The organism is Vibrio sp. Vb1166 (assembly GCF_033338695.1).
Lineage (GTDB): Bacteria > Pseudomonadota > Gammaproteobacteria > Enterobacterales > Vibrionaceae > Vibrio > Vibrio alginolyticus.
Genome location: NZ_JAWOTE010000040.1, coordinates 1 through 25,868, shown reverse-complemented (window position 1 = coordinate 25,868; position 25,868 = coordinate 1). Strand labels below are relative to the sequence as shown.

The following is a 25,868-nucleotide window of genomic DNA, read 5'->3' as shown; positions in this document are numbered from 1 at the left end:
TGAGTAGTTTTACAGGCAAAGCCGAAACGGATGATAACCACCTACTGAAGTAGGTGGTTTAGGGCTGAAAACAAAAATGGCTCCGATTTGGAGCCATTTATACCATCTACAGATAGCGATACTGGGGGTAGTTACGCAGTAGCAACATTAGCTTTTGGCAACTTAATTGAAATCAGCGTCGTCAGTGCCAAGAAAGCAAAAGAAACCCATAAGCACGCTGCAAGACCAGCCTCTTGGTAGATCCAACCCGATAATACCGTGCCAATCAAACGTCCCATCGCATTGGCCATGTAGTAAAAACCGACATCCAACGAGACGCCATCGCCTTTAGCGTAGCTCACTATCAAGTACGAGTGCAGCGAAGAGTTAATGGCAAACACAGCGCCAAAAATCATCAAACCTACCACAATCACCAATTCAGGCTGCCAACCGATTTGCACACCATAAGCAATACCAGCCGTAATTAACGCTAGGATTCCTGCCCACACCAATGCTGCACTACCATCAGGCACACGACCTTGCGCTTTGCCAGTAATACGCGGCGCAAAGCCTTGCACAAACCCATAAGCAATGACCCACGCTGCGAGAAAGCTACCAACCCACAAGTGATCCCAGCCAAACACGCTACCAAGATAAATAGGCAGAGCAACGACAAACCACACATCACGAGCACCAAACAAGAACATGCGTGCTGCGGATAAAATGTTTATCGATTCAGACTTGGAGAATATTTGGCGAAACTTAGGTTTACTCTTTGCTTTACCCATGTCCGCTTCTAGCCAGATCATGCTGCAAACAAACACTAATGTAAGTACACCCGCCATAATAAACATCGAGTTTTGAAAACCCACCCAAGACAGCAGCAAGCCACCAACAAAAAAGCCCGCTCCTTTGAGTGCATTCTTCGAGCCAGTCAAAATCGCTACCCATTTGTAGAGCGCACCTTGCTGTTCGTCTGGTACTAGCGTTTTAATCGCGCTCTTAGCACTCATTTTGTTCAGATCTTTGGCAATCCCCGACAGAGCTTGCGCTGCCATCACCCAAGGAATGGTCAGCCATGCATTTGGTACTGCGAGCATCAGCAACGCAAACACTTGCATCGCTAAACCAATGTTCATGGTTTTATTTAGGCCTAACCTTGCGCCCAACCAACCACCAACCAGGTTTGTCACCACACCAAAAAATTCATAGAAAAGAAACAGTGAGGCAATAGCTAACGTGGAATAACCTAAGTCATGAAAATAGAGCACCACCAGCATACGCAGTGCGCCATCGGTCACCGTAAAGTTCCAATAGTTAAACGTCACTAACATGTACTGACGAATACTTTTGCTTAATTGAGAAATCATATTGACCTCATATGTACAGCGATAGAAGCATTTAGATCATCATGTTCTAAATACTTCCTAACCTGTACAGCAACATTGACCAATACAATGTTGCTGTGATTTTCAAAAAATGCCCCAACATCAATAAAAAGAAAAATACACCTTAAAAACAATGTATTAGTTAATATTAATGGCTTTTTTTGTAAACAGTCGTATCCTGAAGAAGCTCGAATTTAGCTTTTGGATCATAATGAACCAAAAGCTATTTAAGCTGATCAAGCGTCTTGAGCCACGCGTTCGATGTACTCAACTTGCACAGGTTTTGTAAATGCACCAGGGCGCAATGCCTGTACTTCTCGCACGATATCTTCTAACTGCCATTCCTTTTCTAGGAGTAGGTGAGCAGCGAACAAACCTGTGCGCCCCGAACCACCCATGCAATGCATCGCAACTTTGCCACCTTGAGCAAGAATCGCGTGCAGTTCCGGACTGGCTTGTTGCCACTTCGTCGCAAATTCTTCATTTGGTGCGCAGTCGTCTTCAATCTCGATCTGGAACCATTTCATACCCAGTTGCTGAGTGGCTTCACCCAATGCAGAGACATTCTTCGCAGCTAATTCACTATCATCTAATGCAGTAACGACCGCTTGAACACCCTGCTCTTTCAACTGTTCTAACGACGCATGCAAATCGACACCTTTCGTTCCTGGGCACGGTGTTAAGATTAAAGCACCGGAGTCCAAATCTAATTGCCATGTAGGATGAGACATTGTGACCCCCTTTTAAGCCAAACCAACGTTACGAACCAGCTCTGCTGTGCGCGTTGCATAACCCATTTCGTTATCGTACCAAGCGTAAATCTTAACCATACGAGAACCCACAACCATGGTTGATTGCGCATCAACGATGGTTGAACGTTGGTCGCCTTTATAATCGATAGAAACTAAAGGACGCTCTTCGAAGCCAAGGATGCCTTTCAAATCACCTTCAGATGCTTCTTTTAACAGTGCATTCACTTCTTCTGCCGTGGTATCACGCTTCACATCAAAAATGATGTCTGTTAACGATGCGTTTGCTAGAGGTACGCGAACCGCATGACCATTAATTTTGTCTTTTAATTCTGGGAAAATTTCGACAATCGCCTTCGCGCTACCCGTAGTGGTTGGGATAAGGCTCATGCCGCATGCTCTTGCACGGCGTAGATCTTTGTGTGGCGCATCCAAAATAGTTTGCGTATTCGTCAGGTCGTGAATGGTCGTAAAAGAAGATTGTTCGATACCCAATTTCTCATGAATGACTTTAACCACAGGTGCGATACAGTTAGTCGTACACGAAGCTGCTGTCACGATACGATGTTTTTCAGGGTCGAAAATATGGTCGTTCACGCCCACCACAATGTTCGCAATACCTTCTTCTTTCACAGGTGCGCTTACCACGACACGTTTCACGCCTTGCTCTAGGTATTTGTTTAGGAATGATGTTTTGCGATGTACGCCTGTCGCTTCAATCACAACATCACAATCAGACCAGTTCACCGCATCGATATCGCGTTGTTGAGTCGTGGCAACACGCTTGCCGTTGATGACGAGCTCACTGCCTTCGACCTGAACTCCATGATGCCAACGACCTTGCACTGAATCGAATTCTAATAAGTGACCAAGCGTAGCTGCGTCACCTGCGACATCGTTGATTAACACAAACTCCAATTCTGGCCAATCAAATGCCGCTCGCAGCGCTAAGCGACCAATTCGGCCAAAGCCATTAATTCCTACTTTAATTGTCATAGTTTTACCCTCTAATCTTCTACCTTGAATCTCTATTCGCTGTTAACAGCAAGCCTCACGACTTTTATCGTGTAAGCGTGTGATGTCGTCTTGGTATTCCTGCTTCAAACAGTTTGATGCCACTAAGTCTTCAATTAACTTTCGCATCCAACCTGGTAATTGCTGTGATAACTCGTAATACACCCATTGCCCTTGGCGTTTATCCACCAAGATGCCACTGGATCGTAACTGAGCAAGATGACGAGAAACTTTCGGCTGGCTCTCTTGTAGAGCAAACGCCAAATCGCCAACGCAAGTTTCACCTTCACGGGCCACGAGCATTAAACAACGTACGCGTGTTTCATCGGATAACAGCTTAAAAAACTGATGTGGAAGCATAATGAACATACCTATATATGGATATGCGTATATGTTTATTTAATTAAGATATATCGTCAAGAGGAAACCGTCCATCGTCATAAAAGTTTCACATCTAACGAACAGCTTGATTGTAAAGAGAGAGATTCAAAGAGATAAAAGATAAGACAAGAAATTATGCAGTCGCGATGCTTTGACTCCAGCGAGCCGCTTCACCTAAGGAGAGCTTCACTTCCTCTAAAGGCAACCCCAATTGCATCGTGATTTTTTCAACCCCTGACCAATCGGCACGCTCGTAGCACTCTTCGAGGGAAATAAGTGCACCATAAACCCCTTTGCGATGTAATAGCGCTTGTTGTACTGAATGACTAAGCGGTAACTGCCTAACTAAAGATTCCACCGAAAGATCCAGCAGCGCATCTAGAATCGACAGCAAACCAACCATGAAACCTTGCTCGTTGAGGTGAGAGAATGGCTGATAGCGCGACATCAATTGGCAAAATTGAGCTCGTTGCAATGAAAGGTGATACAGCTCTCGAGGCTTGTTACTGGAGATATACGATGCCACAACCAAAGAGACAAACTGCTTAAGGTTATCCTGGCCAAGATAAATCAATGCCTGACGAAAAGAGCTGATTTCGACAGCCAAATTCGGCGCTTGCGTATTTACAAAACGCAATAATTTATATGACAACGCGACATCTTGCGTAATGATGGACTCGATACGAGTAAAGTCAGGCTCAGGAGCACAAACTTCACGAAACAGTTGCAATGCCAACACTTGCTCAGGACTGACGTATTTAGTCTGCGAGACGAGTGGCTTGCTAAAAAAATAACCTTGGAAAAATTTAAAGCCAGCCGCTTTCGCTTGCTCAAACTCTTCTGCGGTTTCAACACGTTCTGCTAAAAAGTGGTATTTGACGCGTTTGGCAAGGTGTGTTTTGACCAGTTCACAGGCCTTTTCGAGCCCCATCGCCATAATGTCGAGCTTCACAATATGCACATATGGCAAAAAACGGCGCCATTCTGGTGTTAGGGTGAAGTCATCCAAAGCGATCAAGTAACCTTCTCGATAAAACTCACGAATCGCATCAAGAAGCTCATCCGTAGGTTGGCACGTTTCCAACACTTCGATGACAATTTTGTTTTTCGGCAAACTGCGCGGCAAACGTCGCACCAAGCTTTGATGAGGAAAGTTAATAAAGCATCTAGAAGAGGCAATCACTGGGTTAGTACCCAGCGATAGGAAGTTTTCGACAATCAGTCGGTATGTCGCTCGATTTGAATCAATATGTGAAGGGTATGCGTTACTCTCCCCGTCTCGAAACAACAATTCATAACCCAGCGTCTGTCTTTTTCGGTTAAAGATCGGCTGGCGAGCGACATACGTTGTATTCATGCTAAAGAAGGACCTATAAATGGCTTATGACTTTGCAGCTGCTAATAATGCACCACAACCCATGAACATTGAACCGAATACTTTGTTTATTTTTCCCATGATTTTATCGGAGCGAATAAAGCGTCCCATTTGTGCTGCCAAGCTCGTGTAACCCAACATTACACACGCATCAATCACGACCGTAGTGACGCCAAGCACCAACAGTTGCGTGATTTGGTCTTTTGCCGGGTCAATAAACTGCGGGAACAACGCCACCAGAAAAACAATCGATTTAGGGTTGGTGAGGTTAATTAACACTGCCTTGTACAACAGCGCCGTGCCTGACATCTCGTTGTGGTTTTCAGCTGCGACTAAGCTTGATGTGTCGCGCCATTTCTGAATCCCCAACCAAACCAGATAAGCAGCACCAACCCATTTAATGACAGAAAATGCGGTTGCTGACTGCGCGACAAGCGCACCAATACCCGCCCCCACCAGCGCGATGTGGATAACTAAACCAATTTGTAAGCCAATAATGGCACCCAGTGATTTACGGGTACCGTAACTCAAACCATTACTGATTGAGTTCACCGTGCCAGAGCCCGGAGCCAAACTAAAAACGATTGCTGTTACTACATAAGCTAACCAGACATGGGTATCCATTGCATTTCCTCACTAATTCTTCGATGATACATCGCGTAAACAACGTATCTTCAGGTAATCAACTAATGGCGACTAACCATTCACCTTTGACTTATACTCAAGAGACATTATTTGAGCAAGCAATTGGTGGTCCGATCGCAGCACTTTGGCAAACTCGCCAAGAGGGCTTTGTTAAAGGGACTGAGAAAAAGAACATTTACTGGTGCAAGCTAACCAACCCAGAGCATAAAAAAGCCGTGCTCATCGTAAATGGACGCATTGAGTCTTCCTGGAAATACCAAGAGCTGTTTTACGATCTCTACCGCCAAGGTTTCGATGTCTATTCCTTTGACCACCGCGGACAAGGTTTATCAGATCGTTTATTATCTGACTCAGATATGGGTCACGTCTATGACTTTACTGATTATATTGATGATATGGACATCGTCGTAAAAAAACACGACCTTAGCGAATATCAACAATGCTTCATCATCGCGCACTCTATGGGCGGCGCGATCGCCACACGTTACCTGCAAACTCACCCAGAACACCCTTTTACTGGTTTGATTCTAAGTGCGCCCATGTTTGGCATTAACCTGCCATGGTACCTATCACCAATAGCGATTCCGGTCACACAAATTATGTCAGCGGTATCGACTTTGCCACGCTATGCACCAGGACATCAGGCCTACTTCCCTAAGCCCTTTGAAGATAACCCACTTAGCCAAAGTTACGGCCGCTACCAATGGTTCCGAAACCTATATACGGAAAAACCGGAACTGCAAGTCGGTGGGCCAAGCACTCGCTGGGTTTGGCAAGGGCTCATGGCCGCTAAGCAGTGCTTTTTATTAACTCGCCAAGTCAAAATACCAGTAATCCTAATCCAAGCAGGAAACGATCGGATTGTTAGCAACCTCGCGCAAAAGCGTTTTATTGATAAATTGCGGAAAACCAACCCGCACGCGGAGCTGCTTTCCATCGAAGGCGCACAGCATGAAATCTTGTTCGAGACCGACAAGTATCGTAATCAAGCGCTCGATGCGATTTTCCGCTTTATGAATGACCCTAAATCGCCATCAAACGAACAAGCACAATAAGAACTCTAGGCGACCATTTCACGACTAAGATTAAAGAGGAAATGTCTACACATCGATTTACCCTCTTTTTCATCCTCATTTTGGCGTACACTGCTTGAACTTGGCTACTTTGACACAGTGTTTAACCGCATAGTGCTACGGGCCCAAGTTCCCCCGCATTCGGAGCAGTACGATCTAGTCAGTCTGCTGTACTCCGTTTGCAATTCACCTGTTCCACACTATCCAAACCGTTTACGAGGACTTCATGAGCACATCGCTACCTTGCAAAGAGATCACCAAAATCGTTGCCTCTGATCTGGATGGCACGTTACTCGCACCAAACCATCAGCTCAGTGCTTACTCAAAAGAGACGCTAAAAGCGCTGCATGAAAAGGGTTATACCTTTGTCTTTGCAACCGGCCGTCACCACGTAGACGTTGCGAGCATCCGTCGCCAAGTTGGCATTCCAGCTTATATGATCACGTCGAATGGTGCCCGAGTGCATGACCAGGAAGATCAGCTAATGTACAGCGAGAATGTCCCTGCGGAACTGGTACAAGGCGTGATCGACACGATCAAACATGATCAAGAAATACTTATTCACATGTATCAAAATGATAGCTGGTTGATGAACAAGGATGATGAAACGTTACGTGACTTCCACGATGAATTCACTTACGTCTTATTTGATGAAGACCACGCCCCAACTGACGGTATTGCGAAAGTTTTCTTCACGCATCCAGGAGAAGACCACGAACGTTTGGTCGTATTTGAAAACAAACTACGTGAGCAGTTTGGTGATAAGCTGAACATCGCATTTTCAACGCCTTGGTGTTTGGAAGTAATGAGCGCTGGCGTGTCTAAAGGCCATGCTCTTGAAGCGGTAGCGAAAAAACTCGACCTGACGTTAGAAAACTGCGTAGCATTTGGTGATGGCATGAATGACGTAGAAATGCTGTCGATGGCAGGTAAAGGGCTAGTTATGGGTACATCACACGAAAAAGTGATGAAAGCTCTACCAAATAATGAAGTGATTGGCAGCAATGCGGAAGATGCGGTTGCACACTACCTACAAGAACACTTGCTGTAAGCTTCAATACTCCAAATTATGAAGGGCTGCACATTCGCAGCCCTTTTCTTTTATCGCTGACTTGGCAGCTTCTCTTTGCCAAGAATCGCGTCCCATTCTTCTTCTGTCACGGGCATAATCGACAAGCGATTTCCACGTTTCACCAACGGCATGTTCTCAAGTTCTGGCATCGCTTTCATCACCGACAACGGAATCACTCGCGCCGTTTTACGTACAAACTCGACATCCACCATAATCCAACGCGGGTTGTCTGGGTCTGACTTTGGATCGTAATAATCGCTTTCGGGATCGAATTGGAAATGATCGGGATAGGCTTCTCTCACAACTTTAGCAATACCTGCCACGCCAACATGTTTACAAGAAGAGTGGTAAATCAGGACTAAATCGCCCACCTTCACTTGGTCACGCATCATATTGCGCGCCTGATAATTACGAACTCCCTCCCAACATGAAACCTTTTGGGTTCGAAGCGTGTCAATAGAAAAGGTATCTGGTTCAGTTTTAAATAACCAATATGCCATAATGCCATCCGATGCCGATTGAGTAACAATAATGAGGAAGATATAACATGAAGGCTTTGAAAAACCCAGTGGCGCTTGCCACCCTGCTGGTTCTGCAAGCATGTAGTTCACAGTCGCCACAATCTGGTGCCGCTGACCCAACCTCTCCACCAGCAACCTTAGATAAGCCTGAAACCATTCAACCTCAAACTTTTATGCTGCGCGGAAAAGTGATCGTCGGTCACGAGAGCCAATACATCATGCCTTGTGGCAGCGACAAGCAATATTGGTTGCAACTATCACCACAGCAAATGCAACAAGCAATTCAGTTAAATAACGAGCCTTACCAGACTATGTATGGCGAGGTTATCGGCCACCTCAACCCACCGGGCATCGATGGGTTTTCTGCTGATTTCGATGCTAACTTTGTCGTGGAACAAGTGAACTTCCTCACAACGGAAAATCCAAACCGTTGTCAGCAACCAAACAAACCAACTCGCGTGTTTGGTAATGAGCCTTCTTGGTCGGCAAGCTTTGAGGCTAATGGACTAACATTCCAGCAAATCGGCAAACAAACCACAAAATTAGCGATTAAAAGCAGTCAGCTTCAACCTCGCCAGCGCACTTATCAACTACAAGATGGTGAGCTTCGCTTAACAGAAAACCTCTGCTCAGACACAATGAGCGATTCTTTGTATGGCTGGAAAGCAACACTAAAACATGATGGCGAGACGTATCAAGGTTGTGGTATGGCTGCAAACGTCGATGCAACGCTTGGCTGGGCTAATACCTATGTCGCGACCTCAACCCAATCACAAGGCTTTGAAGTACAAATGACCTTAAACCCAGACCATAGCGCCACAACAAAATACCGTTACGCCAATGGACAAGCACCATTAATCGAGCGTGGTTACTGGCAACAGTTAAGTCCGTCTCAGGTTCAAGTTGTCATGACGCATCATCAACAGCAAAGGCTAATGTCAGAGCGACTGTTTACTCGAGAAGGCAATCAGCTCAAAGCGACCAAAGAAAAAGTCGGTAACTTAGTATACCCAATCGCCGATGGTGGTTTAGTCCTTTATCCTGCCACCGTTCGTGATGAAGGCATCATGCAACCAGCCGAAAAACGCACCAACAACCCCATCGGTAGTGCTGACGTCCCTTCTAGTGCAGAGTTTGATTCAAAAGTAGATGCCGCGGTGCGCAACTACTTCTTTATCCATCAAACCACCCCCAACAATAACCAATACCGTTGGCTAACTTACGACCTCAACAGCGATGGTAACGAAGAGCTATTGGTACAGTTGGATTGGTGTGGTTCCGGAGGCTGTACATTGCTGATATTTGAACATCACGAAAAGGAATGGCGATTTAATAGCCGCATTACACTAGTGCAAAGCCCGATTATGCTCGGCCAACAAACCTCTCATGGTTGGCGAGATCTGATTTTTAATGTCAGCGGTGGCGGAGCTAAAGCGGCTCAACACGTGATGCAATACACTGGGGTTAGCTACCCACTCAACCCAAGCATGGCACCAACGGCAACGCCGAACCAAGTCAGTGGTGTGCGTCTGTTCTCTGATGGGATAAGCCCGGTGCGCGAAGGAGTTCGTCTGTAATGTCACAACCGTGTCCAACCTGCGGTTTTCAATTCAATTGTATGTGCTCGCTAATGCCGAAACTTACCAGTGAGCACAACATCCTGCTGTTAATGCATCCGAATGAACTGAAGCGTGATACTAATACCGGCCAGCTACTAGAGCAGTGCCAACTCAACATTGAGCGAGTAATCTGGGATCGCAAACAGCCACCAGCAGAATTGCTCACTCTATTAGCTGATCCGTCGCGGTATCCGGTGTTGCTCTTCCCCTGTGAAGAAAGTATCACACTCGAACATGTGGTACTCCAAAGCCAGCAACAAACCAAAACTCCGCTGTTTATTATTTTAGATGCCACCTGGCAAGAGGCGCGCAAGATGATCAATAAGAGCCGTTGGTTAGAAGGTATCCCTACTATGGGATTGTCTGCGTCGGCGGACTCACAATATCAGCTGCGACGCAACCAACAACAAGGTAATTTGTGTACGTTTGAAGTCGCTGCACATTTGCTCGGGCAACTTGGAGAACAAAACAACCAACAACAAATGCAGCGCTTTTTTGCCCATTACCTCGCTCTGTTCCAAGCTGAAAAGAGTGGACACGCTCTTAAGCGTTAACCATTAAGCTCAGTAGAAGAACCAAACAAAAAACGCAGCCTACGCTGCGTTTTTTACGACAAGAAGTTTCACGTGAAACATCATTAAAACAGTCGAGTCGGCTCGCCAAGATAGTAACCCTGCAAATAATCCACCCCCATGTCTTGTGCAATGGTACACACCTCCTGATTGTGGACGAACTCCGCCACCGTCTCCGCGTTAAACACTTGGCACAAACGCACCAACTGGGAAGCGATCTTGCGCTGTTTTAAGTCTTTATCAATATCACGAATCAAGCTGCCATCGAGCTTTATGACTTCTGGCTCCAACTTTAGGATTTCATCGATATTCGAATAGCCGGAGCCAAAGTCATCAACAATGATACGCGCCCCTAAGCTTCTAAAATGACTGCACACTTCTATCATTCGGCCGTAGTCTTTGATCTGCTCAGATTCCAGCACTTCTAAACCAATTCGCCTTGGGTCATTTAGCTGGCTAATTTCATGCTCTAAAAGCATTAAAGTTTTATCACTGAGCAAATCTTGCGGCGATAAGTTTATAGAAAAGTCACCTTGCTTATCTCGCATATAATGCAACGTAGAATGAATCATGTGCCGACTTAGTCGAGTGTAAAGATGCGTATCAGAGATAATTGGCAGAAAACGTCCTGGCGCAATCACCGTTCCATCGGCTTCCAGAATACGAACCAAACATTCTTGGCTTGCCAATTTGTGGCTACTCGCATGCACAATAGGTTGGCTATAAGTGATGATATTCTGTTTGAGAATGGCTCTACTGACGCAACTTAGCCATCCAAGTTGCTCTTTACGCACATCCTCACTGACTTCAATATCTTTCGCATTACAGATATGAGTATTACTGCGTACACCGGAGCGCCTCGCTTCGATGCCTTTGAGTAAGAGCTCATCTACTGAAGCGGATGGAAAGTCTCGACGACTCACTAAGCCGCCGCATAGCGAGATAGAAAGATAATCTATTTCACGTAGGCCAATTGGCTCAAAATTAGTTTGTTCTACCGCGTCAGCAAAACGCGTAAAGTGCTGTTTGATGGTTTCGCTGCTTTGGTCAGCTTTAAATATGAATGCCCATTCACCAACCCCAATACTATAAAGCTGTAAAGCCGTTGGCATGCCAAAACGCTTTCGTAGTCGATTCGTAAAGTGCATTGAGAGATCTTTGAGTAATTGATCTCCCACTCGGTAGCCGTATTTTTCGTTGATATGACTAAAGTTAAGTAGCTTTAGAGTCAACAAATGCTCATCCAAATCGATGTTACTCAGCCGCTCTTGCAATGCGACCCGGTTTTGTAATCCCGTGCGACTGTCGCGTCGATAGCTTTCTTGTAACTTGCGCGTTTGGCGATCGAGTTGATACCCCATATGCGCGTTCATATGGTTGAGATCGCCGATCGCATTTCGAATCAAGCTAAACAGCGGTGAAATAGAGGAGCTAACGGGCGACTTAGGCAAGTTCAATGTTTGCACTTCGTCTCCCTCTCGCATCGCTAAATACGTCAGGCTGTGATGAAGAATTTCGGGCTGACCAATACCACCATGCAGTTCCCCCATACAGTAACTACCAAACGTCGTCGCAATATCTTTGAAGGCTTGGACTTCGTCGCTGCTGTCAATAAAGTCTAACCGTGACGCGCAGTTAAAAATCATCACGACTTCAGGTTGGTGCATGGCTAACTCAACCACACCATGCCGCACTTGCTCGAGCGTTAACGAGGGATGGTTATAGCAAAATTGCACTTCGTCACCAAGACACCAGGGCCTGTCGAAGCTCATACTGCCATCAGCGTGTAGCTCCGTTACCGTACAAACTTCCTTTCGCCCTAAGCTTTCTCGATATAAAGGAAAGCTGAGCAGTTGACTCAGCGTCACGTCATGGCCATCCGCCAAGTAACGCTTGTATACGTCCAGTGCTTTCTTCTCACCTAAACAATACAAGCGCGTTCCTTTTGCATGAGTGACTTTGTGTGGCATGCCAATCGGGTTCCATTCCGAATACGCATCAGTCCATAGCTTCAAAGTATCACTGTGCAAAGCTACGGCAACCACAGCGTTATCGTAAACTCGGTTTTGATATAGCACCCAGCAGCCATCGTCAATACTCTGCGCCAACCCTCCAGAAATCACTACTTCTTCACTGGCGAAGGTTTGAAACAAGGGATAGTCACGTCGTTCAATTTGCACAGCAAAGCTGAGGATCACCTGTGAATTATGCTGCATTAGAAGAGAGCGCTTGAGCTCCCCGCCATCAATGTCAGGGGAGTAAGAGTATGTTTGTACCGCAGAAGTCAGCGTGGTTTGCTCAAATTCAATCACACTCACTAGGCAACCAGAGGTAAATATCTCCCCTTCCAGAATCACATTACGCGTACTATGCCCCATAACATGAGCATTCGGCAGCGACGACAAAACGGCGTCTGCAAGTGTGGTCGTAATTTCGCGCGATTGCGTCGACAATATTTGTACTAAATATTGTTTATCTGAGGAAGTCGGAAAAGTGACTAAAAAGTCATTCAGTTGACTGACATCGTGAACCAGTTTTGAAAAAGCTCGCATGGACCTACCACTGCCGTAACACTATCTTCACCACGACGTGTGGCGTTACTATTTTTATTTAATAGAGAATAATTTACGTGGCTTTGCGCTGCTTTTCTAGACACAAAATGAGATTAGAATGGATTAATGCGAAAGCAATTAAAAAAGTGTGAGTAACGGCTGCAAACTATTGATTTCAATATCAGGTAAAGTACGTGTTTTTGAATGGTTAATGACATTTTTATTCATATCATTAAACCAACAGGCTGCAAAACCAGCCAACTTTGCACCATGCACATCCGTGGTTAGATGATCACCAACATGCAGAATATTCTCCGCAGGAGTATCCAAGAATCGCTTCGCTTTAGTAAACATATCGGTTGCGGGTTTCGCCAATCCATCTGGTCCTGCTTTAAGTACCTGTTGGAAATAAGGCGTAAGACCGATGCGGTCTAAATCCACATTACCGTTGGTGATTGCCACCAACGGGATGTGCTGCGCGAGTTTCTCCAGTACATCGAGGCTTTGCTGCGGCACTTCAAAACGGTTACGCCAGTCCAACGCAACGTCTACTGCGGCTTTCGCGGCGGCATGTGCTGCGTCTTCGTCGTAGCCTACTTGGGAGAAAGCTTGCTGAAGTTGCACTAAACGCCATAAAGTGACATCGCTCTTCAGCTCGGGTTGTTGCTGCACAACTCGCTGTTTGAGAGCAAACCAATCCGCTTTGTTCATATGAGCAACCGCTGGATGATGGTGCTTGAGCCAAGATAGCAACTCACGCTCCATGCGAACGATCACAGGATAGTTGTCATAGAGGGTATCATCTAGGTCAAAGGTCATTGCCTTAATAGGCTCGATACGGCGATAAAATTTCATACTTCGGCTCACTCCCCGTTCTTTTTGCGTGCGCGTGGGTGGGCTTGGTCGTAGGCTTGCGCCAAATGTTGGAAATCCAAGTGCGTGTAGATTTGGGTCGTCGAAATGTTCTCGTGCCCTAAAAGCTCCTGCACCGCACGTAAGTTATTGCTTGATTCGAGCATATGTGTCGCAAATGAGTGACGCAATTTATGCGGACTAATATGGCTTGCGACAGACTGTTTCTGCCCCCATTCAGCCATGCGCTTTTGCACGCTACGATGCGAAATACGCGTTCCGAGCTTAGATACAAACAAGGCGGGCTCACCTGGAGCGGCTAAATCACCACGAACGCGTAACCACTTCCCGACCCACTCGGTTGCCATCCCAGAGAACGGCACTTTACGTTCTTTATCGCCTTTACCAATAACACGAAGCTCACCACTACGCAGTTGTACATCACGTACATCCACACCCACCAACTCAGCCAAACGTAAACCGGCGCCGTACATCAGCTCCATCATGGCACGATCGCGCACAGCCAACGGGTCGTCCTCGTTGACTTCAAGTAATTGGCTCACTTCGTCAACATCGAGGTTTTTGGGCAACGGGCGTTTTTTGCGAGGTGCTGAAACCCCTTTGGCTGGGTTAGCCGACATCTCGCCACGCAGAATAAGGAAATCGAAAAAGCTACGCAGCGATGAGAGTCGCGTTGCCAAACTGCTGGCTTTCATGCCTTCTCGCATGCCCTTACCTGCTAATTGGCGCACCCAACCAGCATCCACTTGAGACCAATCTTTGAGTCCCATTTCAGCTAAGTGCTGCGCCATTGTTTCTAGCTGCTGTTTGTAATTGCGCTGAGTATGTAGGCTAAGCCCCTTTTCGCTTCGTAAGAATTCATAGAAGCGCTCAAGAGGCTTTTGCAGACTATTTGGCAGAGGAGTGTTGGGAGTTGTCGTCATCGTAACTTTGCCATACCAGTGTTTGAGCGAGATGTGCCACTACTAATGATAGGTGACGCAAAAACAAGGTATCCATATCTGGCTGAAAATGGCCGCCATCTTCACTAGAAAAAGCAAGCACGCCCAGTGTTTGCTGTTTCACGAGCGGCAGTACCACATAGGACCCCATTTCCGGCACTTCCATGTTGCCAAACAAAGCTTCACGATCTACTTTGCGAAGACGTCCTAAGTACGCATCTTTGCCATTTAAGTGAGTGGTCGCAAAGCGTTGATAACTTTCCTTACTCAATTGAATCGATGCGTCGCATTGACTAAACAATCGAACAAACGCACGTAAGCCCAGCGCCTTGGCTTTCGCTTCGATAGAATGAATGACTTGTTTAAAGTCACCACACTTTAGAATCTGCCCCTGCAAATCCATAAATTCGTAAAAGGTCCGATCATTGTTCGCCGCAAGCGACATTAGTGTAGTGATCTCTTCCTCTAACTCTTCAATGCGCTGACGTTGGCGATTCATTTGGATGTGCACCAAAGATACCGCGCCTAAGTCTGAGTGTGGGAAAGATAAGCGATCCACAAGCTCCGGACGTTGCACAAAAAAGTCTGGATGATCTTTGAGGTACTCGGCCACTACTTCAGCCGTTAAGGCATCTGCTTCTACTTGAGACAAACCGTTTCCTTTTTCTTCAACTAGCAAGATAATTGACCATCAAATACATGCGTTGTAGGTCCGGTCATAAACAACGGCTTGCCAGGACCTTGCCATGCAATTCGCAATTCACCACCAGGTAGAGAAACCTTAACGTTTTCATCCAACAAGCCCTGCAGAATCCCAACCGCGACTGCCGCGCATGCACCACTACCACAAGCTTGTGTCTCTCCTGCGCCTCGCTCGTAAACTCGAAGACGAATATGGTCACGACTCATCACCTGCATAAAGCCAGCGTTGACGCGCTCTGGGAAACGCTCATGCGACTCAAGCAGCGGACCGAGAGTTTCCACTTCTGCCGTATCCACATCGTCGACCACGGTCACTACGTGCGGGTTACCCATGCTCACAGCACCACAAAACAAGGTATTGTCGCCTGCTCGCATGATGTAAGTTTTCTCTTTTTGCTTCGCTTTGAAAGGAATTTTGTTCGGTTCAAACTCTGGCACGCCCATGTTGACCGTCACTTCCCCATCATCTTCGATGTTGAGAATCATCTTTCCTTTCTTGGTGCTCACGCTGATGCTGTATTTATTGGTCAGCCCCTTCAAGCGAACAAAGCGGGCAAAACAGCGTGCACCGTTACCACACTGTTCAACTTCACTACCATCGGCATTAAAAATCCGATAATGGAAGTCGGTTTCAGGGTCGTAAGGGGCCTCTACCACAAGCAATTGGTCAAAACCAACGCCAGTATGACGATCCGCCAAGCGGCGGATCAGGTCTTGCGAGAAAAACACGTTCTGGGTAATACAGTCGACGACCATGAAGTCGTTGCCCAAACCGTGCATTTTGGAAAAGTGGAAATGCATTTGTTGTGTGTTACTCCGGTAGAATCTGTTCCAGCTGCCACAAACTGGTCAGCTCCTCACGCTGGCGAACTAAGTGGCTTTGTTTACCGTCCACCATCACTTCTGCTGCTCGGGTACGAGTATTGTAGTTCGAAGACATCACAAAACCATAGGCACCTGCTGAACGAACCGCGAGTAGATCACCTTCTTGCAAAACGAGTGCGCGATCTTTACCCAAGAAGTCGCCGGTTTCACAAATAGGACCAACCAAGTCGTAAGTCTGAGCTTCACCCTTTCGCGGTGAAACTGGCACAATATCTTGCCATGCTTGGTATAGCGCAGGACGCATCAAGTCGTTCATTGCAGCGTCGATAATCGCAAAGTTTTTATGCTCAGTATGTTTTAAAAACTCAACACGCGTTAGCAATATACCTGCGTTCGCAGCAATTGCACGGCCTGGCTCAAAGATCAGCTCCAAGTCTTGGTGATTTTCAAGACGGCCTAGTAACGCTTTGGCGTAATCAGAAGGCTGAGGTGGTAATTCATCACGATAGACCACACCCAAACCACCGCCGACGTCAAGGTGACGAATGTTAATGCCTTGCGCTTTTAAATCATCAATCAGGGCTAATAAACGGTCTGTCGCGTCGATAAATGGGTCTATATTGGTCAGCTGAGAACCAATGTGGCAGTCGATACCTTGCACATTCAAGTTCGGCAGGCTTTGCGCGAATTTATAAACATCTGGCGCACGATCAAACGCAATGCCGAATTTATTGTCGCGAAGACCAGTCGAAATGTAAGGGTGTGTTTTCGCGTCGACATCTGGATTGATACGAAGAGAAATTGGCGCAATCACACCAAGCTCACCCGCAACCTTGTTCAAACGTTCTAGCTCTGGCTCAGATTCAACGTTGAAACATTTGATACCTAGCTCAAGAGCGCGCTTCATCTCTGCCGGTGTTTTACCAACACCAGAGAAAACGACTTTTTTCGGATCACCGCCTGCGGCAATCACACGCTCAAGTTCACCACCCGACACGATGTCAAAACCCGATCCCAAACGCGCTAGCGTGTTCAATACGCCTAAGTTTGAGTTGGCTTTCACCGCGTAGCAAACCAGGTGAGGATGCTGACCCACAGCACTATCAAACGCCTTCCAATGGCGCTCTAGCGTGGCTCGAGAATATACATAAAGAGGAGTGCCATATTGCTCTGCAAGAGCTTGAAGTGGGACGTCTTCGGCCCAAAGCTGGCCATCATCCTGATAGTTGAAGTAATCCAAAATTCGCTTCCCTTATTTTATTCGACTGCTGAACCCTAATTTCACCCTAAGGTGCGGTTATTTATTGTGATTGCTCATTCTGTTGAGTGTCATCTGGAATGTATAATGAGCCAGACTGACCACACCCCGCTAAGGTCGCGGCAACCATCACAAACAACACAGTAACTAATTTTTTCATTTCGCATATCGTGATTATTGAATCAATGCCCCCTATAATCGCACCACACTCAGGAAAAGCAATAGGATAGACGGATGAACGATACTGAATTTCATCAACTGGTGGATGCGCAGATGCAAATCATCGAAGAATCCATCGATGATTCAGGCGCAGACATTGATTACGAAGTCACTGGCAACGTAATGACATTGGAATTTGAAGACCGCAGCCAAATCATCATTAACCGCCAAGAGCCGATGCATGAGATCTGGCTAGCGTCCAAATCTGGTGGTTTCCACTTCAAGCTTATTGAAGGTAAATGGACCTGCTCAAAAACGGGTATGGAGCTATTTGAAATGGTGAAGCAAGAGTGTGAAAAGCACGCAGGCGAAGCCATTGATTGGGCATAATTCTGGTCAATCGTCACCAAAACAAAAAGAGCACCGAAGTGCTCTTTTTGTTTATTGATACGGGTTTAATTACGCATTCACAGTTTTGGTCGGGCGACTCGGTGAACAACCGTCATTACGGTAAGGAATGATATACGCATTCCCCTCTTCAGGGTGAATAATTTGATAGTACTGAGGCAGGTTAAAGTTAATAAACTTCGACGCGACGCGACTATCGTCTTTTACCGACGTGTAGAAACTGTTTACAGACGAAATCATTTCATCTTTGGAGCCACTAAATTGGTGATACACTTCCACTTGATTTGACTCATCCAACACATAAATATTGAAGCCATCTTCGTTATCTTCAAAGAAGAACTGCACTAGACCTTCACTGGCAAACCCATCCACCGCTTCAGGCATTTGATATTCTTGCTCACGATCGAGCATTAACAGCGGCGAGCCTTTGAGTTTGTTAGTGGAAATGCTGCGGTAGAAATCGATGGAATTTTCTAGCTTCTGCACCGACACACCACGACGTTCAAAGAACAACCCATAAGTCTGGTTACCAAGACGCATCGCTTTAAAGCGGCGGCGTTTCTCTTGCTCTACTGGTTTCAAGCGTAAGTCGATACATTCAGCTAAAAGCTGGTAAACCATATTACGCATCACACCACGCATGTTCTTCGCATAGCAGAACACATCCACTGATTCTGGCGGCAACGCATCTTGGTGCATTTTGCCCAAAATGGTTTTCAGTGCATCCAGCATCGCCGTTTCCCCTTTGAAATGCAGCGTACGCACTTCATGCCAAGAGTTACGGTAAACAAGGTCAACACTGCCGACTAAATTTTTATGTTCTGGACCAAAGCTAAAAATATCGGTGTTCTTAACATCCACTTTCAGCGAACGACCAGAAAGTTCAGACGTCGGATCATTTTCGAAGTTGATGAACATCGCAAGCTGGCTTATTTCACAAGGACTCGCTAGCGCCTGCATAGATGGACGACGCTTACGCAACGCAAAAGTATTTCGTAAGTCACTCACCATTTGGTAAAACTTATCAATATCTAGCTGCGCTTCACGTACCACGGCATGTAAACGAGTCGATTCAGTGATCAAGCCATTGAAGAATGCCCAAGCAACCAACTTACTCAAGTATTCATGATGCTCTAGATATGGTTGCCCCAAAATGCGGTGCGCAATAAGCGGTTGTTTATAGAGGTACCAACCAGACTTGTTTACCCCCCCTTTTTTCACTTCGATAAAGCTCAAGTCAGGCTCGTGCAGATCAGGTGAAATCTGTGGGTTTAGTAACGTTACTTTGCCCGGCAATACTTCAAAAGCAGCGTAGAGTTTACGGGCCAAAATACTGATGTCTTGCGGACTGATAGCAGAAGTGATGTCGTTACGACGCGCAAATTGAATCAAGTTACGGTAGCTTTGCATCAACGCATCCAGCAATGCATGATGTACCACCTTTACTTGTTCAACCTTCCAATTACGGCGGTCATCGAGCTCTGCAACGACACTGGCATCCCAATTCCATTTTGCAATCATATCGCTCAGTGCTTCACGACGCCAAGCTACTGAGCCAATATTCGGCTCACGAGATAGTTTTTCATGGGTTTTGAGATAGAAACAGCGACGCACCAAATCCAAACGTGTATCGTCTTGAATTCGCTCTAAGTAACGGGTTACTTTTTCCAACATTAAGTAGTACGCATCCATGCCATAGAGATCAGGCTCATGGGCAAAGAAACGACGCTTAGTGTCGATACTTAACAATTGAGTATGCGGGTATTCCCACGAGTAAGCTTCTAGCAAGATGGCTTTTAATACCGATTTGTAGGGAGAGTCGATGCTTTTGTATAACTGCCACAAGTTCGAGCCGAAGTATTCTTCAGCAGGAATGCAGTTCAATTTACCAAAGTCGATCCATTCACTACAGTCGATGTAACCATCACTGCACAGTTGAGAAACGTACTCGTCGTAACACTCTTCCATTTCTGGCGGCACGATTTGCCATAACAAACGCTGTCCGGCAATACGCACCGCACTACGATAGAATTCATCTAGCAAAAGTAAGTGCTGAGATGAACCACAGTTATCACCTGTCATCTCCTCAGAATGATTGCTTCTAAAGCGCTCTTTATCCATTAAGAAAAAGTTCGCTTCCACGCCTTTGCTTTGTGCCCAATCCGTGATGAGTAAGCATTTATTGGTCAATAACTCGCGTTCGTCACAATCCATCTCTGGTGAGATACACACCCAAATATCCAAATCACTGGAAGTACTTTGACCAATCGAGGAGGTACTGCCCATGGTGTATAAACCCAATATAGCGGGCTTTTCTACCGTCTTGAGCGGCTGACCAATGGCAAGTTGAATATCATCTATGAATTGTTGCTGAATGCTATTTAGTTCAAGCCCATGCACACCAAACGGGACATCGGCATCATAATAGCCAGGAATTACAGGATGGTTGTAGTTCAACAAGGCAGGAATCAAATGGAAGACTTGCTGGCTTTGCGAATCCATAAGCGCCAGCGCGCGATCAACTCGCTGCTGATTCAAATTATCTAGTCGCTGGATGATTTTTTGGGTGTAAGCCTGCAAGGGGAATTCCTTGGTTGAACAATCACGAAAATCTGCTGACGTTTTAAACCAAAACGGCTTAAAAACGTGATCAATTTAACACTTTTATTGGTGCGGGTAAAGCTTCACGCCCGCGTATCACTCTGGATACAAAACCATACTTTAGTCACAAAATTAATCGCGCGGTAGTGTCGCTCTTATTACCTATTACTAATAATAGTCCTTAGTCTAATTGAGAATCCAGTCACACTATTTTCATAACGTCATGTAATTCCATTCATAGCCTTCAGAGATAACGAACTAACAGTAAGCATTTCTTGATGAGAATGGTAGGATAAACCCAAATCCAAACAGCATTGAGAAGATCATGACACAATCCACACCGATTCGCATTGCAACTCGAAAAAGCCCTCTTGCTTTATGGCAAGCTTACTTTGTTAAAGACGCCCTTCAAGCCGCTCACCCTGGCTTGGAAGTCGAGTTAGTAACCATGGTGACCAAAGGTGACGTGATTTTAGATACACCACTAGCAAAAGTTGGCGGCAAAGGCTTGTTCGTAAAAGAGCTTGAAATCGCGATGCTAGAAGGACGTGCAGACCTCGCCGTTCACTCAATGAAAGACGTACCCGTCGATTTCCCAGAAGGCCTTGGCCTCGTGACCATTTGTGAGCGTGAAGATCCTCGTGATGCCTTCGTCTCTAATACCTATAGCCACATTGATGAGCTCCCTCAAGGTGCCGTGGTTGGTACTTGCAGTTTGCGCCGTCAATGCCAACTGAAAGAATATCGTCCGGACATCATCATCAAAGAGCTTCGCGGTAATGTGGGCACTCGCCTTGGTAAGTTAGATGCGGGTGAGTATGATGCAATCATTCTTGCTGCGGCTGGCCTCAAACGATTGAAGCTTGAAGAACGCATTCGTAGCTTTATCGAACCAGAGCAATCACTACCAGCGGTAGGGCAAGGTGCTGTCGGTATTGAGTGCCGCCTTGACGATGAAAGACTGCTTAAGCTGCTTGAGCCACTTAACCACCAAGACACCGTAGACCGCGTTTTGTGTGAGCGCGCAATGAACCTTACGCTAGAAGGCGGCTGTCAGGTACCTATCGGCAGCTATGCCCTGCTAGACGGCGACAACATTTGGCTACGCGCATTAGTTGGCGAACCAGATGGCAGCGAAATTGTGCGTGGTGAAATTCGTGGCCATCGTAAAGACGGCGAAGCATTAGGAGTGCAGCTAGCCAATGAGCTGCTAGATAACGGCGCTCGTGAAATCCTAACTAAGCTGTACGCAGATCACGAATAACCATGGCAGTGTTGGTCACTCGGCCGGGAGAGCAAGGCAACGCGCTTTGCTCTCTGCTCGAAAGGCACGGCATTTCCGCATATCACCATCCTCTGATCGACATTGTCGCCGATCTCACGGACACGCACCTCTCTAAACATCTACATCAAGCTCAAATTGTTATCGCTGTTAGTCGACATGCCGTGCAATGTGCACAGCAAATCTTAGCCAGCAACGGGATGTCATGGCCGAAACAAGCTATTTACCTTGCCGTTGGTCAAAAAACAGCACACTATTTAAGCAAATGTACCCAACAGAAAGTACACTATCCCCAAGTCAGTGATAGTGAACACTTATTGCGACTGCCAGAGCTCAACAATGTGGCACAACAACAAGTTCTTATCCTTCGTGGTAACGGCGGAAGAGAGCTGATCAAAGATGCATTGGTGAGGCGTGGCGCAAAAGTTCACTATAGTGAGACTTACAAGAGAGAATTCATCCCATTCGATCCAGTAAGCTGTATCTCACTATGGAAAAACCTACAAATTAACCAGATTATTGTCACCAGTGGTGAACAACTGGATTATTTGTGCAGCCAATTGACGTCGGAGCAATTGACTTGGCTTAATCAACAAGAGTTGTATATCCCCAGTCAGCGTATCGCTGACATCGCAATTCAAAGGGGGTTCACTCGCGTGAGATGCACGGGAAGCGCATCCAACCAAGAATTACTGGCGGCTCTCCAGCCCTAGCTACACAGGATATAGGCATGACAAGTAAAAATAACGACCAAAAAAATAACGATAAAAACCTTTCCGAAGAAACCTCATCGGCACCGCTAGTCGAAAAAACCACATCGCAGCAGGATGCGGACCTTAAAAAAGAGCAACCACAAGCGGCCGAGCCCCCAAAAACAGCAGAGCCAACCAAAGTCGAGTTTGAAGAAAAACAAGGTAAACGTGGTGTCAAACTAGGTACGGTCGCTATCATCTTATCGATTATTTTTGGCGGTGGCCTCGCGTACAAGCTGCATCAACAGCAAGCCGATTACCAAGCGCAGATCGCCCAACTAAAAAGTCAGCTAGAAAGCACTCAAGCTTCCATGAAGCAAGAACTCAGCCGGGTACAAGAAGAAACCATCGAGAAAGCAACAACCGTGACACACAAAGCGGAAGTGGTACTTGGACAGCAACAGAAGAGCATTGAAAGCTTACAGCTCGCCGTTGCCGATGTGAAAGGTCGTCGACCAAACGACTGGCTATTAGCGGAAGCCGATTACCTTGTCAAATTAGCTGGTCGTAAATTGTTCTTAGAGCACGATGTAGAAAGCGCGACTCAACTGATGGAAAGTGCAGACCAACGCATTGCAGCACTGAATGACCCTAGCCTCGTCAAACTACGTAAAGCAATGGCGAACGATATCACCAAACTTCGCACTATCCCGCTAATTGACCGTGATGGATTGGTCCTACGCTTAACTGCCCTACAACAGCAAGTAGACAAGCTCCCTCTCGCCAATGCACTGCTACCTGAAGCTGAAGCCGTAGAAAACACTGAAGTGTCTGAAGATATCGCAAACTGGCAAGATAACTTAATGACCTCTTTGAAGGACTTTTCAGAAAACTTCATTACCTTCCGCACGCGCGATGGTAACGTCATTCCACTGCTTTCTCCTGAGCAACACTTTTACCTGAAAGAAAACATCAAAGCCAAATTGGAAACGGCAATAAAAGCGGTGTACCAAGAACAAGGTGAAATTTACACCACATCTCTAAAAACAGCCGACAAATGGGCATTAGCTTTCTTCAACCAAGACGATAATTCCGTTAAAGAGTTCAACAAAACGGTTAACCTGCTAAGTCAGCAAAATATTCAAGTGGAATACCCAACAAAACTGCAAAGTCAGTCTCAACTATCAGATGTCATCCGTGAACGCCTACGTCGTGAAGTCACAACGATGACAGGCATGGAGGATAAGTAATGTTTCGTCTTATTTTCCTATTTGTTGTACTAGGCGCAGGACTATTTGTTGGCACCCAGTTTTCTGGTCAGCAAGGCTATGTACTCATCTCCATTGCCGAGAAAACGATCGAGATGAGCGTAACGACATTAGTGGTTTTCGTTATCGCTGCACTCGCAGGTCTTTTTCTGCTTGAGTACCTGATTAAGAAGTTAGTTTATGCTAGTTCTACAACATGGAACTACTTCAGTGTTCGCAAAATGCGCCATTCCCGCCGATACACCAATGAAGGCATTATTAAACTGCTAGAAGGTGACTGGAAAGGTGCTGAGAAGAAAGTAACTCGCTGGGCAAATCATCACGATATGCCGCTGCTTTGCTACTTGGTTGCGTCTGAAGCCGCACAAGGCCAAGGTGATAAAGCAAAACGAGATCACTATCTAGAGCTAGCGAGCCAACAAGAGAACGCCCATCTCGCAGTAGAACTGACTCGAGCGAAACAATTTATCCGCGACAACGAGTTCGAGTCCGCTTTCGATACCTTGCAATCGTTAAAAAGTCAGTATGCGAGTAACTCTATTGTATTGAACTTGCTGAAAACAACGTACATGCAGCTAAAGTTGTGGCAACCTCTTATTGACCTCTTGCCACAACTAACCAAAGCAAAACTCATCACGGAAGAAGAACATGCAGAGCTGATTCAAAAGGCGCAGTGCGGCTTACTCCATGAAGTAGCGCAACAACAAGGTAGCGAAGGGCTAATCTCCCATTGGAATAGTCTCTCACGTAAAGTGAAACAAGACACAAACCTCGTTGCCTGTTTTGCTCGAGAACTCATCACACGAAAAGCTGATGCAGAAGCCTTTACCGTGCTAAAAGAAGCATTAAAAAAACAACCTGCCCCAGAGCTTTATCAACTTCTGCCAGATCTAAACCTGCCAGATACCCACCCTGTCGTGGTCTTCTTAGAGGGAGTAGTGAAGAAAGAACCGGATAACGCCGCTGCCCATAGCGCATTAGCGCACTTCTATTTCCGTCAAGAGAAGTGGCAAGAAGCCCAGGATCACTTTGAGATCGCCTTAAAGCTTCGCTCTGACGTCTCTGACTATGCATTCCTAGCAGACACACTAGAGAAGCAAAATCTAACCAAAGCTGCTCACGAAGTCTCTCGTAAAGCTCTCACGCTCGTACAGAATGACTAACTTAAGATGACCTAACCAAGCCGACAGCTTACCTGTCGGCTTTTTTATTGCCTGCTATTAACCCTTTAGTCCTTAGTCATCAATATGTTTATCCAATTCATTGGCTCCCAAGTAGTTCTCAACCAACTTCCTAGCAACTCACTATCGTTTCACTTTCCTCTTCTTTTTTTGACTACTCTGATCCTGCCATTCCAGCAGAATCCAAAACAATTTTAAAAGATGCAGGAATACGTAACTTTAGCCTGTTGATGTATGGTTTTAAGACGTAGCTAGATTTAGGCAATAGAGCACACGCGTCGCTAGACTGAGTAAAACAAAAAGATACATCAGTGAAACAGTGGCTATTTGAGTATGCTTATTTGTTCGTTCTATCCGGTAAAAAGGGCTAGAGAAGCAATGGTAGTGCTTTAAGAGAACGATAAGGCAATAGATGGTTCAACATCTTAACAAAGCATCTCCAACAACCTTATCGGGACAGCATGCAGTGATGAGGATGAACAGCTTTAGAGGCAACTGCACTTCTTAGCAAAAATCAAAACGTCACAACCAATACCGATACCAATATTACTTTGTCGAAAAGTAGATCGCATATGGAATTGATTTTTGGCAAGCACAGATAGAGTAATAAAGATGTACGGAAATGAAAAAAGCCTCGCTATTTCTAGCGAGGCTTCTTAATAGTGGCGGAGAGATAGGGATTTGAACCCTAGATACGCTATTAACGTATGCCGGTTTTCAAGACCGGTGCTTTCAACC

General features: G+C 46.0%; 24 protein-coding genes. 9 read left to right on the top strand and 15 right to left on the bottom strand.

Going from position 1 to position 25,868, the window contains the following annotated elements; translation table 11 throughout:
* Positions 1-131: 131 nt before the first annotated feature.
* The 6 genes from arsJ to rhtB all read right to left on the bottom strand — a co-directional run bounded on the left by arsJ (position 132) and on the right by rhtB (position 5,510).
* Complete coding sequence (arsJ, locus tag R7E51_RS22585) at positions 132-1,349, bottom strand: organoarsenical effux MFS transporter ArsJ (RefSeq protein ID WP_005378722.1); 1,218 nt, start codon at positions 1,347-1,349, stop codon at positions 132-134.
* Positions 1,350-1,603: 254 nt separating this feature from the next.
* Complete coding sequence (locus R7E51_RS22580) at positions 1,604-2,098, bottom strand: cyclin-dependent kinase inhibitor 3 family protein (protein ID WP_005383629.1); 495 nt, start codon at positions 2,096-2,098, stop codon at positions 1,604-1,606.
* Positions 2,099-2,110: 12 nt separating this feature from the next.
* The gene (locus tag R7E51_RS22575; RefSeq protein WP_005383630.1) at positions 2,111-3,112 is read right to left on the bottom strand and encodes an ArsJ-associated glyceraldehyde-3-phosphate dehydrogenase; all 1,002 of its coding nucleotides are present in this window, start codon (positions 3,110-3,112) and stop codon (positions 2,111-2,113) included.
* A 42-nt stretch (positions 3,113-3,154) separates the two neighbouring features.
* Complete coding sequence (locus R7E51_RS22570) at positions 3,155-3,490, bottom strand: metalloregulator ArsR/SmtB family transcription factor (RefSeq protein WP_005378730.1); 336 nt, start codon at positions 3,488-3,490, stop codon at positions 3,155-3,157.
* A 154-nt stretch (positions 3,491-3,644) separates the two neighbouring features.
* Positions 3,645-4,868 carry an EAL and HDOD domain-containing protein gene (locus R7E51_RS22565; protein WP_005378731.1) on the bottom strand — a complete coding sequence of 408 codons (1,224 nt, stop codon included), beginning with the start codon at positions 4,866-4,868 and terminating at the stop codon, positions 3,645-3,647.
* 24 nt (positions 4,869-4,892) lie between these two features.
* A complete protein-coding gene (gene rhtB, locus R7E51_RS22560) occupies positions 4,893-5,510 on the bottom strand; it encodes a homoserine/homoserine lactone efflux protein (protein ID WP_005378732.1) in 618 nt (205 codons plus the stop codon).
* A 65-nt stretch (positions 5,511-5,575) separates the two neighbouring features.
* On the opposite strand from rhtB, the gene R7E51_RS22555 reads away from it, so the two are divergent.
* Positions 5,576-6,586, top strand: a complete 1,011-nt coding sequence (locus tag R7E51_RS22555; RefSeq protein ID WP_005378733.1) for an alpha/beta fold hydrolase — start codon at positions 5,576-5,578, stop codon at positions 6,584-6,586.
* A 244-nt stretch (positions 6,587-6,830) separates the two neighbouring features.
* A complete protein-coding gene (locus tag R7E51_RS22550) occupies positions 6,831-7,655 on the top strand; it encodes a Cof-type HAD-IIB family hydrolase (RefSeq protein WP_017636084.1) in 825 nt (274 codons plus the stop codon).
* A gap of 50 nt (positions 7,656-7,705) precedes the next feature.
* Here the strand turns inward: R7E51_RS22550 and R7E51_RS22545 are convergent, their stop codons facing one another.
* Entirely contained in the window at positions 7,706-8,176 is a 471-nt protein-coding gene (locus tag R7E51_RS22545; RefSeq protein ID WP_005378735.1) for an EVE domain-containing protein, read from the bottom strand.
* 47 nt (positions 8,177-8,223) lie between these two features.
* On the opposite strand from R7E51_RS22545, the gene R7E51_RS22540 reads away from it, so the two are divergent.
* Together R7E51_RS22540 and R7E51_RS22535 are read left to right on the top strand one after the other, a co-directional pair.
* Positions 8,224-9,774, top strand: a complete 1,551-nt coding sequence (locus R7E51_RS22540) for a COG3650 family protein (RefSeq protein WP_206958553.1) — start codon at positions 8,224-8,226, stop codon at positions 9,772-9,774.
* Positions 9,774-10,370, top strand: a complete 597-nt coding sequence (locus R7E51_RS22535; protein WP_042523926.1) for a tRNA-uridine aminocarboxypropyltransferase — start codon at positions 9,774-9,776, stop codon at positions 10,368-10,370. Before R7E51_RS22540 ends, R7E51_RS22535 begins: the two co-directional genes overlap by 1 nt.
* A gap of 83 nt (positions 10,371-10,453) precedes the next feature.
* Here R7E51_RS22535 and R7E51_RS22530 read toward each other — a convergent pair whose 3' ends face one another.
* The 7 genes from R7E51_RS22530 to lptM form a co-directional block, all read right to left on the bottom strand.
* A complete protein-coding gene (locus R7E51_RS22530; protein WP_053304477.1) occupies positions 10,454-12,940 on the bottom strand; it encodes an EAL domain-containing protein in 2,487 nt (828 codons plus the stop codon).
* A 138-nt stretch (positions 12,941-13,078) separates the two neighbouring features.
* Positions 13,079-13,795: a 5-amino-6-(5-phospho-D-ribitylamino)uracil phosphatase YigB gene (gene yigB, locus R7E51_RS22525; protein WP_053304478.1), complete on the bottom strand. Its 717-nt coding sequence runs from the start codon at positions 13,793-13,795 to the stop codon at positions 13,079-13,081.
* A gap of 8 nt (positions 13,796-13,803) precedes the next feature.
* On the bottom strand, positions 13,804-14,736 hold the full coding sequence (xerC, locus tag R7E51_RS22520) for a tyrosine recombinase XerC (RefSeq protein WP_005378742.1): 933 nt from the start codon (positions 14,734-14,736) through the stop codon (positions 13,804-13,806).
* The gene (locus R7E51_RS22515; RefSeq protein ID WP_005378743.1) at positions 14,702-15,433 is read right to left on the bottom strand and encodes a DUF484 family protein; all 732 of its coding nucleotides are present in this window, start codon (positions 15,431-15,433) and stop codon (positions 14,702-14,704) included. Before R7E51_RS22515 ends, xerC begins: the two co-directional genes overlap by 35 nt.
* A complete protein-coding gene (gene dapF, locus R7E51_RS22510) occupies positions 15,427-16,257 on the bottom strand; it encodes a diaminopimelate epimerase (protein WP_005378744.1) in 831 nt (276 codons plus the stop codon). The genes R7E51_RS22515 and dapF overlap by 7 nt, the downstream gene beginning before the upstream one ends.
* 10 nt (positions 16,258-16,267) lie before the next feature.
* Positions 16,268-17,521, bottom strand: coding sequence for a diaminopimelate decarboxylase (gene lysA / locus R7E51_RS22505; protein WP_005378745.1), 1,254 nt, complete (start codon positions 17,519-17,521; stop codon positions 16,268-16,270).
* A 61-nt stretch (positions 17,522-17,582) separates the two neighbouring features.
* Positions 17,583-17,699 (bottom strand): LPS translocon maturation chaperone LptM, encoded by a 117-nt coding sequence (gene lptM / locus R7E51_RS24150; protein WP_005378746.1) that lies wholly within the window; start codon positions 17,697-17,699, stop codon positions 17,583-17,585.
* A 74-nt stretch (positions 17,700-17,773) separates the two neighbouring features.
* On the opposite strand from lptM, the gene cyaY reads away from it, so the two are divergent.
* Positions 17,774-18,088 carry an iron donor protein CyaY gene (gene cyaY / locus R7E51_RS22495; protein ID WP_005383391.1) on the top strand — a complete coding sequence of 105 codons (315 nt, stop codon included), beginning with the start codon at positions 17,774-17,776 and terminating at the stop codon, positions 18,086-18,088.
* A 69-nt stretch (positions 18,089-18,157) separates the two neighbouring features.
* On the opposite strand, the gene R7E51_RS22490 is transcribed toward cyaY, so the two are convergent.
* A complete protein-coding gene (locus R7E51_RS22490) occupies positions 18,158-20,686 on the bottom strand; it encodes a class I adenylate cyclase (RefSeq protein WP_005378748.1) in 2,529 nt (842 codons plus the stop codon).
* A gap of 346 nt (positions 20,687-21,032) precedes the next feature.
* Between R7E51_RS22490 and hemC the strand changes: the two genes are divergently transcribed.
* From hemC to R7E51_RS22470, 4 genes are read left to right on the top strand one after another with little or no spacing between them, the layout of a single operon-like run.
* Complete coding sequence (gene hemC, locus R7E51_RS22485) at positions 21,033-21,971, top strand: hydroxymethylbilane synthase (RefSeq protein ID WP_005383388.1); 939 nt, start codon at positions 21,033-21,035, stop codon at positions 21,969-21,971.
* Positions 21,972-21,973: 2 nt separating this feature from the next.
* Entirely contained in the window at positions 21,974-22,702 is a 729-nt protein-coding gene (locus R7E51_RS22480) for a uroporphyrinogen-III synthase (protein WP_005383386.1), read from the top strand.
* Positions 22,703-22,719: 17 nt separating this feature from the next.
* A complete protein-coding gene (locus R7E51_RS22475; RefSeq protein WP_005378751.1) occupies positions 22,720-23,931 on the top strand; it encodes a uroporphyrinogen-III C-methyltransferase in 1,212 nt (403 codons plus the stop codon).
* The gene (locus R7E51_RS22470) at positions 23,931-25,112 is read left to right on the top strand and encodes a heme biosynthesis protein HemY (RefSeq protein ID WP_017635979.1); all 1,182 of its coding nucleotides are present in this window, start codon (positions 23,931-23,933) and stop codon (positions 25,110-25,112) included. The genes R7E51_RS22475 and R7E51_RS22470 overlap by 1 nt, the downstream gene beginning before the upstream one ends.
* Positions 25,113-25,868: the final 756 nt, after the last annotated feature.